Here is a 10,345-nt window from a genome sequence, read left to right on the forward strand (position 1 = left end):
AAGTACGTTTCCCGGCCCGCCCTTACCGGATTCCGGACGCCAACGGGCGTGCGGATCTCAGCAGTTGGGACGGTACAAGGCCGTGTGCGCCCCTGCGCCCCCCATGCAACGGCCCCGTGGGTCAGGTCACGCTTACTTGCGTTTCCCCTCGGGCATTCAGCACCGTAGAGTCTTTTGCCGGTGCACACCTGTGTGACTCATGCCCCCCGCATAGTCGATGCCTCGAGGACGGATCCAGCCATGCCGCGTCCGACTCCTGCTCAGTTCATCTACGGTTCGGCCACCGTCGTCTTCTCGACCTTCGCCATGCTGCTGCTGTCCCAGACGCGATCGGGCCTCGGGGTCACGGTGATAGCCGTGGCCGGGCTGGCGCTCGGGCTCCTCGTCGCCGTCACGGTGCCGATGCCCGGCACCCCGCGCGCCGGCCGTGCGGCGGCGGCACGGACGAACCGGACCGTGCCGGTCCGCCCGAGGAGCGCGAGGAGCGCGGTCGGCGTGACGCTCCCCGCCGAGCCGCGGACCCCCGCACCTGCTCACGCCCCCGCCCACACTCACGCCGAGCCGATGGAGCCGCGGGTCAGCGAGCACTCACTGCACGGCTGACCGGGTTAGGCCGCGACCACGACGGTCTTGGCCGCCTTGTCGTGCAGACACTGGCGCAGCGGCTGGTCCCAGGTGCACCACAGGACGTTGACCAGCCAGAACAGGGTGCCCACCAGCAGCGGGATCAGCATCCCGGGCAGCACGTACACCACGGCCCGCACCCAGCCCTGGCGGCCCGGCATATCGCCGTCGGACAGCATCGCCACGCGAATGCGCAGCGCCTTCTTGCCGAGCGTCTGGCCGTTGCGGGCCAGCATCACGCCCTCATAGACGAAGTAGACGGCCATGGTGATCACCAGCGAGAGGGTCACCTTGCCCACGTCCTGCTCGCCCGGGTGGTCGTAGGCGTACTTGAGCGCGCCGGTCGCGGCGAGCGCCACGGTCCAGATCAAGCCGAGGATCAGGGTGTCGAGCAGCCGGGCGGCAAAGCGCTGGCCGGGGGTCGCCGGCGGAGGCATTCCGACGGGGCGGGTGTCCTGCGGATACGACAGCTGGTCGGGGCTCATGCCCCGATTACACCAGCAGGGCGCGGACGGCAGGTAGCTCGGGGACAACGGTTTCGGGGGCGGGCCAGGGGCGGCGGATCGGAAGCGGCGGCTCAGGAGGGCACGGCGACCACGACCGTCTTGGCGACCTTGTCGTGCAGACACTGGTGGTACGGCCGGTCCCAGGTGCACCACAACACATTGATCAGCCAGAAGATGAAGCCGCAGCACGGCACGATCTCGGGCAGGGCATACGTACCGGCGCGCAGCCAGCCCGGCTGACCGGCCGGGATCTCCCCGTTCTCCAGCAGGGCGACGCGGATCCTCATCAGCTTCTTGCCCACCGTCTGGCCGTACTTGGTCAGCATCACCCCTTCATAGAGGAAGTACACCAGGGCGTAGACGATCGTCATGGCGGTCGCCTCGTCGTTGTTGTTCACCGGGTCGTAGTCACCCACGAGCACCGCCATCACCAGACCCACCGGGATGCCCACGATCAGCGCATCGACGATCCGGGCGACGAGGCGGCGGCCGCGGTTCGCGAGCGGGGGCATGCCCGCGAGCGGGTCGGCGGCGCCGTACTCACCGCCGTCCTCGCCTCCGTACGGCGAGCCGTACGAGGGAGGCGGCTGCTGCTTGGAGAACGCGTCGCCCTCCGGCTGCTCATCGGGCCTCGGCTCGCCGGGCCGGGGCTCGCTTGGCCGGGGTTCCTCGGGCCGGGGTTCGCCAGGCCGGGGTTCGTCAGGCCCTGGGGTCGGCTGGTCGGTGCTCATGGCCCGAGTCGACCCCGGAGCCGGAGCCGCCGCATCCGGCGCGCTCCGTTCGGGCGACCGGGATGGACCGTACGAGTCAGCGCTCCGTACGGCCCCCGCGCCGGGGCGGCCCGGCAGCGGCACGTGGCTCAGCCGCGCCCCGCCACGAAGGTGCGCGCCGCCTTGTCGTGCCAGCACTGCCGCCAGGGCCGGTCGAACAGGCACCACAGCACATTGAAGACCCCGATCACCAGCAGCCCCAGCACCGAGTACACCAACCAGCGGCGCAGTGCGGCGCCGAACGAGGGGGTGTCGTGCCCCTCGATGTCCAGGACCCGCACCCCGCACAGCTTCTTGCCCGGCGTGGCGCCCCACTTCGCGGTCGGGAACGCCTCGTAGACCAGCCCGACGACGAGCAGCAGGCCGAGCACCACACCGAGGTAGACGCCGGTCGTGCCGTCCAGCCAGTAGACAGTGACGGTCTCGCCGGTCAGCTTGGCGCGCTCCACCTTCTCGTCGAAGTGGTCACTCGCCTTGGTCCACAACGGGTACCCGGCCGCGCCGACGGCCCCGAGGAGAACGGCGGAGTCGATGAGCCGGGCCATGAGCCGACGGCCGAGGGAGGCGGGCCGGCCTTGGGCCTGGGCGGCCTGCGCAAAGGGGTTGTCGACGGGGGGCTTCCACGGAATGACGCCTTCAGGCGCGCCGCCGGGGGCACCGGGGCCCGGGGCGGCACCGGGGCCCGGGGCGGCACCGGGGCCCGGGGCGGCACCGGGGCCGGGGGCGGCACTGGGCACGGGCTGCTGGGCGAGGTGTTGCACCTGCTGCTGCCAGCCGGGCTGAGATGGAGGCTGAGGCCGGGGTTGCGCCTGGGGCCGGGGTTGCGGCTGCGGCTGCGGCTGGGGTCGCGGTTGGGGCTGAGGTTGCGGCTGGGCTCCGGGCGCGGCAGCACCACCGCCGGGCAGCACGACGCCACCCTGCGGGGGCAGCACACCCGCGCCCTGCCCGGGAGCGGCCCCACCGGACTGCCCACCGGCCTGCCCTGACCAGCCAGATCGTCCCGACTGCCCCGGCTGCCCGGGCACCGCCGTACCGCCGCCCTGCTTCGGCGCGCCGCGCCCGAGGGCGCGGATCGTCATCGTGCCGTCGTCCCGCGTGGGCGCGCCACCCGCCGCCTGGCCGCCACCCGCCCCCGATCCGGGCTGGCCGGGCCGGATGGCGCGGATGGAGATCGTGCCGTCCCCGCCTGTCGTACGCCCGCCGCCGGGCGCGTCCGCACCACCGCCGGCACCCGGCTCCGCCGGGGGCAGCTCCGGAGCCCGCCGCGCGGGCGGCAGGGCCTGCGCGGACGCGGACGCGTCGGCACCCCCGGGACCACTGACGGCCCGGCGCGGATCAGGCACCCCCGGCCTGACGGGCCCGCCAGAAGCCTGACTCCCGGACCCGTCCCCGGGCCCCGCCGGGTGCGAGCCCCAGGAGACACGGCGGTCCTGCTCCCCACCGAAACCGGACTGCTGGGCCGCGTCCGCCTGCCAGGCCGACGCGGGCTCCGGCCGGGTGCCGTGCAGCCGTTGCGGGTCGTTCCAGTCCATACCGGCCGGAGCCGCACCGCCCGCGCCCTGGGCCGGCGGCACCGGCTCGGGCCCCGGCCCGCTCCGTACGTCCATCTCACCGCGCGGGCGCAGCTCCGGCAGCGCCCGTCCGCTGCTGTCTCCGGCAGAGACGGGACCCTCGTCGAAGTACATGGGCCCGGTCTCGTCCGGCACCGGGGCGGTGACCTGCGTATAGGTCACCCCCGGCGGCGGCGCGGGCATGGCTTCGCCCTCGTTCGGCGCGGGCCGGCTGGTGCCGGGCACCCAGGCGGCACCGTTCCAGTAACGGATATAGCCAGGGATGGACGGATCAGGATAAAAGCCAGGAATCGAGGTGCCGTCCGCGGATCCTGAGGTAGGGGCGCTCATGATCTCCGATGTCCCGTATCTGCTCGGCCGTGCTGTACTGCGCCGCGCCTGTGCGGTGCGTCGCGGTGGGGGGGCGACAAGCAGTCTGCCGTACAAGAGCCGCAGTGCAACACGGAGCGCGCTGTCAAGGTCTATCAGACCGGCCCGAGGCCCGTACCGCCCCCAGGCAGGCACCACTCTCCCGTGCGAGCGCGACGCCACCGTACGAGCGGACGCCCCCGCGCCGTACGAGCCGCCCCGCCGCCGTTACTCCCGCCGCTGCCCGGCTGGGTCCACGCCGCCTAGGTCCATCAGACCTACGTTGACAGGGCCGCGAGCCTTTTCGGCCACGAATACTGGAAGCCATGGACCGCAACACCGAGCTCAGCGAATTCCTGCGGACCCGCAGGGCTCGACTGCGCCCTGAGGACGCGGGTGTACGCGAGACCACCTCCGGCCCCCGCCGGGTGCCGGGGCTGCGCCGCGAGGAGCTGGCGCACCTGGCAGGGGTGAGCACCGACTACTACACGCGGCTCGAACAGGGCCGCCACCTGAACGTCTCGGAGACGGTGCTGGACGCCGTCGCGCGCGCCCTGCAGCTGAACGACACCGAGCGTGCGTACCTCTTCGAACTGGCCAAGCCACGGCCCCGCGCCCAGCGCCGCCGGCCGCCCCGCCCGCAGCGGGTGCGGCCCGGGGTGTACCGCGTGCTGCAGATGCTGGAGGGGATCTCGCCCGCCTTCGTGCTCGGGCGCGGGGGCGATGTACTGGCCTCCAACCGGCTGGCCCGCGCGCTGATCATCGACTTCGACGCGCTGCCGTACCGCGAGCGGAACCTGGCCCGCTTCATGTTCCTCGACCCGGCGGCCCGCGAGCTCTACCGCGAGTGGGACAAGTACGCATCGGAGACGGTGGCCAGCCTGCGGCTCCAGGCGGGCCGCCACGCCGACGACCCGGGCCTCACCGAGCTGGTCGGCGAGCTGACGATCAAGAGCCCGGAGTTCCGTACGTGGTGGGCCGACCACAACGTGCGGGAGAAGTCGCACGGCGTCAAGCTCTACCACCACCCCGTGGTCGGGGACATGACGCTGTCCTACGAGAACGTGACCTTCCCCGGCGATGACGACCAGGCGATGTGCATTTACACGGTCGAGCCCGGATCGCCCTCGGAGGCGGCGCTGCAGCTCCTCGCGAACTGGACCGCGGCCCCGCCCGCCGACCGCGCCTCGCCGCCGTCCCCTCCCCCTCCTCTTTCCTCCCCTCCCCCCTCCATACCCCGAAACCCCCTTCACGGAGATCACTGACATGACCACCAGCGTCACCGCATACGCCGCCCCCGCCCCCAAGGCCCCGCTGGAGCGCACCACCATCGAGCGCCGCCCGGTCGGCGAGCACGACATCCTGATCGAGATCGCGTACGCCGGCATCTGCCACTCCGACATCCACCAGGCCCGCGAGGAGTGGGGCAGCGCCCTGTTCCCGATGGTGCCCGGCCACGAGATCGCGGGCATCGTCACCGAGGTCGGCTCCGGCGTCACCAAGTACGCCGTCGGCGACCGGGTCGGCGTCGGCTGCTTCGTCGACTCCTGCCGCGAGTGCGAGAACTGCCTGGCGGGCGAGGAGCAGTACTGCCTCAAGGGCGAGGTGCCGACGTACAACGGCAAGCAGTACGACGGCTCCCCCACCTACGGCGGCTACAGCACGCACCTCGTGGTCGACGAGAAGTACGCCCTGCGCATCCCCGACGGCCTCTCCCTCGACGTCGCCGCCCCGCTGCTGTGCGCCGGCATCACCCTCTACTCCCCCCTGGACCACTGGAACGCCGGTCCCGGCAAGAAGGTCGCCATCGTCGGCCTCGGCGGCCTCGGGCACATGGGCGTCAAGATCGCCCACGCCATGGGCGCCGAGGTCACCGTCCTCAGCCAGTCCCTCCGCAAGAAGGACGACGGCCTGCGGCTGGGCGCCGACCACTTCTACGCGACCAGCGACGAGTCCACCTTCGCGGAGCTGGCCGGCTCCTTCGACCTCATCATCAACACCGTCTCGGCGAACATCCCGCTCGACGCGTACCTCTCGCTGCTCAAGCGCGACGGCACGATGGTGCACGTCGGCGGCCCGGAGTTCCCGAGCTCCTTCAACCAGTTCTCGCTGATCATGGGCCGTAAGTCGATGGCGGGGTCGAAGATCGGCGGCATCCGGCAGACGCAGGAGATGCTGGACTTCTGCGCGGAGCACGGGTTCGGCGCGGAGATCGAGGTAGTCACGGGTGACCAGATCAACGAGGCTTACGACCGGGTCGTGAGCAGCGATGTGCGGTACCGGTTCGTGATCGACATCGCGTCGCTGAAGGGCTGAGCGACGGCGAGCCTCCCGCGCGACCGCGCGGGCCCCGTACAACTTAAGTCGATCGGGCGCAGACCATCGGCCGACGACAGGGTGAGCCGCCGCTCCCGAAACTGGTGGTGGGTCGCAGACAGCGAGCCCGAAGACCAGGGGGAGACACCATGCGGGGCAAGGGAATCAGCCGGGCGCGTTTTCTGGCGGGGGCGGGGGTTGTGGGGACGGCAGCGGCATCGGGGGCGCTGCTGACGCCGGGCCGGGCCGAGGCGCGAAGTCGCCGCCACGGCCCGGCCGGCCTCACCTACCGGGGCGTGGGGTACGAGGTCATCGACGGCGAGACGCCGGCGACGAGCTGGAGCGCGACGAGGATGCGCAAGGACATCCAGGCCCTCAGGAACGACCTGCACGCCAGCTCGGTCTCGGTCTTCGGCACCGGCGTGGACCGACTCAAGGCCACATCGACAGAAGCGGCGGAGCGCGAGCTGCACGTCTGGCTCCAGCCGCGTCTGGCGGACGTCTCCCACCAGGACATCCTCGACCACTTGGCGGAGACCGGCAGGCACGCCGAGCGCCTGCGGCGCGAGGGCGCGCGGGTCCATCTCAGCGTGGGCTGCGAGTTCGTGTTGTTCGTCCCGGGCATCGTGCCGGGCGACAACGCTCTTGAGCGCGTCAAGAACCTGCTCAGCGGAAACTTCGACCCGGAGAAAATGATCCGCCGCCTGCGCGAGTTCACCGCGCGAGCAGCGAAGGTCGGCAGGTCCGTCTTCAAGGGCCAGATGACGTATGGCGCGGCGCAGGACGAAGAGGTCGACTGGGACCTGTTCGACATCGTCAGTGTCAACTACTACTCGTACTTCCCGAAGCGGGCCGACTACGTCCGCGAGCTCACACCGTTCCTTCGCTGGGGCAAGCCAGTCGTGATCTCCGAGTTCGGTTCCTGCACCTTCAAGGGCGCCCCGGAGCAGGGCGGCATGGGCTGGAACGTCGTGGACTACGACAAGGAACCCCCCGAGATCATCGGCGACCTGGCTCGCAGCGAGCGGACCCAGGCCGCGTACCTCACCGACCTGCTCGACATCTTCGAGTCCATGAACCTTTACGCGGCCCTGGTGTACCAGTTCGTCACCCCCGACGCTCCGCACCGGACCGACCCGCGCTACGACCTCGACCTGGCGAGCTACGCCGTCGTCAAGCCCATCTGGAAGACCTTCGAAGACCCGACGCCCGGCTGGCACTGGGAGCCGAAAGAAGCCTTCCACGCACTGGCCCAGCACTACGCCCGCGCACAGCGCTGACTCACTGTCGCGTTCAGTCGAACAGAAAGTCCTGTACGGCGGCGACCAATTCCTGAGGGCGCTCGAAGACCACCAGGTGTCCGCTGTCGATCTCGGCGAACCTGCTGTCGGCGATCGCTTCGTGCAGCCGCCGAGCCTGTTCCACCGGGACGACCTGGTCGCGGGTCAACCCGATCACGAGGGTGGGGGCGGTGATCTTGGGCAGAAGTTCGCGCAGGTCGGCCCGTCCGTCCAGATCGATGTGGCGGCCCATGCCCTCGGTGATCGGGGGAGCTCCGGCGATCAGCTGCGCCACGCCATCCTCACCGAGCGTGCTCAGGAACGGTGCGCTGAAGCAGTTCAGCTGCAGAAATCGGGCGAACAGGTCATGGTCGGTGCGCTCAAGGCGTTGCCACACCTCGAAGCAGAGCTGCTGGCGCGCGTCCGGTCCGGGCCAGCCGGCGACGAGTACGAGGCGCCGCACCAGATGCGGGTGAAGCGCGGCCACGGCGGCGGCGACCACCGCACCGAGCGAGTAGCCGAGCAGGTCGACCGGCTCGTCAGCGGCCTGCTCGATGACCGCGGCGATCTGCGCTTCCAGCATCGGCACGCTCAGCGGGCCCGCGGGCTCGGTGGTCTGGCCACTGCCGGTGTAGTCGGGCAGGACCACGGTGCGGCGGTCGGTGAACGCGCCGGTCAGATGGCCGTAATTGGTGTGGGCGTCGAGGCCGGTGCCGGCAACCAGGACCAGGGCAGGCCCCTGCCCGGTGGTGGTGTAGTGCACGGTGGCGCCGTCAGCGTGGGCAGTGGGATGGACTGACCTCCGGGAAGGCGTGAACGGCGGCGCGCCCACGAGGTTCAGCACGACACTGACCACCAACAGGAATCCTGTCCAGTCCGTTGGCCTTCCGCTGCGGTTCGAGTACGACGACGAGCGCCGGGCCATCTGGACTGACACCAACCAGCGCCGGACTCAGCCGCCGGGCCGCGTCAGCAGCGTTCGTACGCCGCCCCCGGTGAGGGTCACCGCTTCGGGCGCGCCCGCGTCGATGGTCAGCGAGAGCTCGTCGGAGGGCCAGCCCTGGGCCAGGGCTCCCAGCGGGACCCGGTGGTAGCTGTGGATCTGTGGCAGGGCCTGGTGCATACGGTCCGGGGAGGTGAAGACCGGCACCAGTTGAGCGCCGTCATCCTGTTCGAGCACGGGAAGGGTCACGGCCTGTGCGTCTGTGTCCTCCGCGCCCTCGGGAGCGGGAAGCAGCACCTCGCTGTTGGCAAGGGTGTCCAGCGCCGAATCGTCCGCTCGGTTGGCCGCCAGTTCGCCGAGGGCGTGTTGGGTGGCGGATACGGTGTTGTCGTCGGGGAGGTCGGTCATGATTCCGTCCAGCGATCGGAGTGACATTTGGGCAGGTCAGCGGCCGATCCGAGGTGAACCGAACCGGTCTCACATCGGCCGTAAGCCGCTCGAGTACCCGGCTCCGTGGCGTTGACACATCCCGCCAGTGCCCGCTGTGCGGGATCCCGGCGAGCTTGGGAGCGGCCTCGGCGATCGCGCCGGTGTGGAGCGACTGATCATCGCGTGAGGTCGCGGAAGAACGCGCGGATGTCCGCGACCAGCAGCTCCGGCTGTTCCATGGCCGCGAAGTGCCCGCCCCGCTCGTACTCCGTCCACCGCACGATGTTGTTGGTCCGCTCCGCGATATGCCGCAGCGGGATGTAGTTCTCGCGAGGGAAGACGGCGAGGGCGGTGGGGGCGGTCGAGGGTTCGGGGGATGCGTCCCAGGAGGGGGTGTGGGCGCGCTCGTAGTAGATGCGACCGGAGGAGCCGGCGGTGCCGGTCAGCCAGTAGAGCATGACGTTGGTGAGGAGTTGGTCGCGGTCGACCGCGTCTTCGGGGCGGTCACGGGAGTCGGTCCACTCCTTGAACTTCTCGGCGATCCAGGCGAGTTGGCCGACCGGTGAGTCGGTGAGCCCGTAGGCCAGGGTCTGCGGGCGGGTGGACTGGATGTCGGCGTAGCCCTGGCGGTCGCGGGCCCACTCCCGGTTCCGTTCCCAGGAGGCGAGGGTGCGGTCGCGTTCGGCCGGGGGCAGGGTGGCCAGGTGGGCGGGGTCGGGTTCCTCGGTGGCGGAGGAGCCGGGGATGTGGTTGAGGTGGACGCCGATGATCCGGTCGGGGTTGATGCGGCCGAGTTCGCGGGAGATGGCGGAGCCCCAGTCGCCGCCCTGGGCGCCGTACCGCCGGTAGCCGAGACGCTCCATGAGCTCGGCGAACGCGGCGCCGACCCGGTGGTACTCCCAGCCGCTCTCCCGCGTCGGTCCCGAGAAAGTGAATCCCGGGATGCTCGGCAGGACGAGGTGGAACGCGTCGGAGGGGTCGCCGCCATGGGCGCGTGGGTCGGTGAGCGGGCCGACGACCTGGGTGAATTCGACGACGGAGCCCGGCCAACCGTGCGTCATGATCAGCGGGATGGCGTCCGGTTCGGGTGAGCGGATGTGGGCGAAGTGGATGTTCGCCCCGTCGATCGTCGTGGTGAACTGCGGCCACTGGTTCAGCCCGGCTTCCGCGGCCCGCCAGTCGTATGCGTGGCGCCAGTACTGTACGAGCTCCCGCAGATAGTCGCGCGGGATGCCATACGCCCAGCCCACGCCCGGCAGTTCGTCGGGCCATCGTGTGTGATCGAGCCGCGCGTGGAGATCATCCAGCTCGGCTTGCGGGATGTCGATGCGGAATGGGCGAATGGACTCGGCCAGGCTCGTCATCCGACGCATGCTAAATCTGCCGGGTTTACGAAGCGAACGAGTTAAAGCGGCTGCCGTCGGTCAACGGCACCTTGCGATAGCGACTACCTCCTCTTATGTCACCTTCTCGGCCGTGAACGGCCGAGCTTGTACGCTCGGTCGTTCGCACCTCGTCGCGCTCCCGACTGCCCTCTACGACAGGACGGTCACGGGTC

General features: G+C 70.6%; 10 protein-coding genes. 4 read left to right on the forward strand and 6 right to left on the reverse strand.

Annotated features, from left to right (window positions below; all coding sequences use genetic code 11):
* Positions 1 to 240: 240 nt before the first annotated feature.
* Positions 241 to 603: a hypothetical protein gene (locus PV419_RS48690; RefSeq protein ID WP_319700236.1), complete on the forward strand. Its 363-nt coding sequence runs from the start codon at positions 241 to 243 to the stop codon at positions 601 to 603.
* 5 nt (positions 604 to 608) lie between these two features.
* On the opposite strand, the gene PV419_RS48695 is transcribed toward PV419_RS48690, so the two are convergent.
* The 3 genes from PV419_RS48695 to PV419_RS48705 form a co-directional block, all read right to left on the reverse strand.
* Positions 609 to 1,109, reverse strand: coding sequence for an RDD family protein (locus tag PV419_RS48695; RefSeq protein ID WP_319700238.1), 501 nt, complete (start codon positions 1,107 to 1,109; stop codon positions 609 to 611).
* 92 nt (positions 1,110 to 1,201) lie between these two features.
* Positions 1,202 to 1,861: an RDD family protein gene (locus PV419_RS48700; RefSeq protein WP_319700239.1), complete on the reverse strand. Its 660-nt coding sequence runs from the start codon at positions 1,859 to 1,861 to the stop codon at positions 1,202 to 1,204.
* Positions 1,862 to 1,989: 128 nt separating this feature from the next.
* Positions 1,990 to 3,801, reverse strand: a complete 1,812-nt coding sequence (locus PV419_RS48705) for an RDD family protein (protein ID WP_319700241.1) — start codon at positions 3,799 to 3,801, stop codon at positions 1,990 to 1,992.
* Between the two features lie 344 nt (positions 3,802 to 4,145).
* Between PV419_RS48705 and PV419_RS48710 the strand changes: the two genes are divergently transcribed.
* The 3 genes from PV419_RS48710 (at position 4,146) to PV419_RS48720 (ending at position 7,415) form a co-directional block, all read left to right on the forward strand.
* On the forward strand, positions 4,146 to 5,084 hold the full coding sequence (locus PV419_RS48710; protein WP_319700243.1) for a helix-turn-helix transcriptional regulator: 939 nt from the start codon (positions 4,146 to 4,148) through the stop codon (positions 5,082 to 5,084).
* A gap of 1 nt (position 5,085) precedes the next feature.
* Positions 5,086 to 6,135 (forward strand): NAD(P)-dependent alcohol dehydrogenase, encoded by a 1,050-nt coding sequence (locus PV419_RS48715; RefSeq protein ID WP_319700245.1) that lies wholly within the window; start codon positions 5,086 to 5,088, stop codon positions 6,133 to 6,135.
* Between the two features lie 149 nt (positions 6,136 to 6,284).
* Positions 6,285 to 7,415 carry an abortive phage infection protein gene (locus tag PV419_RS48720; RefSeq protein WP_319700247.1) on the forward strand — a complete coding sequence of 377 codons (1,131 nt, stop codon included), beginning with the start codon at positions 6,285 to 6,287 and terminating at the stop codon, positions 7,413 to 7,415.
* A 13-nt stretch (positions 7,416 to 7,428) separates the two neighbouring features.
* Here the strand turns inward: PV419_RS48720 and PV419_RS48725 are convergent, their stop codons facing one another.
* The 3 genes from PV419_RS48725 to PV419_RS48735 all read right to left on the reverse strand — a co-directional run bounded on the left by PV419_RS48725 (position 7,429) and on the right by PV419_RS48735 (position 10,151).
* A complete protein-coding gene (locus PV419_RS48725; protein ID WP_319700249.1) occupies positions 7,429 to 8,178 on the reverse strand; it encodes an alpha/beta hydrolase in 750 nt (249 codons plus the stop codon).
* A 189-nt stretch (positions 8,179 to 8,367) separates the two neighbouring features.
* On the reverse strand, positions 8,368 to 8,766 hold the full coding sequence (locus PV419_RS48730) for an SseB family protein (RefSeq protein WP_319700251.1): 399 nt from the start codon (positions 8,764 to 8,766) through the stop codon (positions 8,368 to 8,370).
* A gap of 197 nt (positions 8,767 to 8,963) precedes the next feature.
* Positions 8,964 to 10,151: an epoxide hydrolase gene (locus PV419_RS48735; RefSeq protein WP_319700253.1), complete on the reverse strand. Its 1,188-nt coding sequence runs from the start codon at positions 10,149 to 10,151 to the stop codon at positions 8,964 to 8,966.
* Positions 10,152 to 10,345 lie beyond the last annotated feature (194 nt).

The sequence above is a fragment of the Streptomyces sp. ME19-01-6 genome (assembly GCF_033793745.1).
Taxonomy (GTDB): domain Bacteria; phylum Actinomycetota; class Actinomycetes; order Streptomycetales; family Streptomycetaceae; genus Streptomyces.

Coding starts and splice junctions, on each gene's coding strand:
- PV419_RS48690 (WP_319700236.1), top strand. CDS start 241: ATGCCGCGTCCGACTCCTGCTCAGTTCATCTACGGTTCGGCCACCGTC.
- PV419_RS48695 (WP_319700238.1), bottom strand. CDS start 1,109: ATGAGCCCCGACCAGCTGTCGTATCCGCAGGACACCCGCCCCGTCGGA.
- PV419_RS48700 (WP_319700239.1), bottom strand. CDS start 1,861: ATGAGCACCGACCAGCCGACCCCAGGGCCTGACGAACCCCGGCCTGGC.
- PV419_RS48705 (WP_319700241.1), bottom strand. CDS start 3,801: ATGAGCGCCCCTACCTCAGGATCCGCGGACGGCACCTCGATTCCTGGC.
- PV419_RS48710 (WP_319700243.1), top strand. CDS start 4,146: ATGGACCGCAACACCGAGCTCAGCGAATTCCTGCGGACCCGCAGGGCT.
- PV419_RS48715 (WP_319700245.1), top strand. CDS start 5,086: ATGACCACCAGCGTCACCGCATACGCCGCCCCCGCCCCCAAGGCCCCG.
- PV419_RS48720 (WP_319700247.1), top strand. CDS start 6,285: ATGCGGGGCAAGGGAATCAGCCGGGCGCGTTTTCTGGCGGGGGCGGGG.
- PV419_RS48730 (WP_319700251.1), bottom strand. CDS start 8,766: ATGACCGACCTCCCCGACGACAACACCGTATCCGCCACCCAACACGCC.
- PV419_RS48735 (WP_319700253.1), bottom strand. CDS start 10,151: ATGACGAGCCTGGCCGAGTCCATTCGCCCATTCCGCATCGACATCCCG.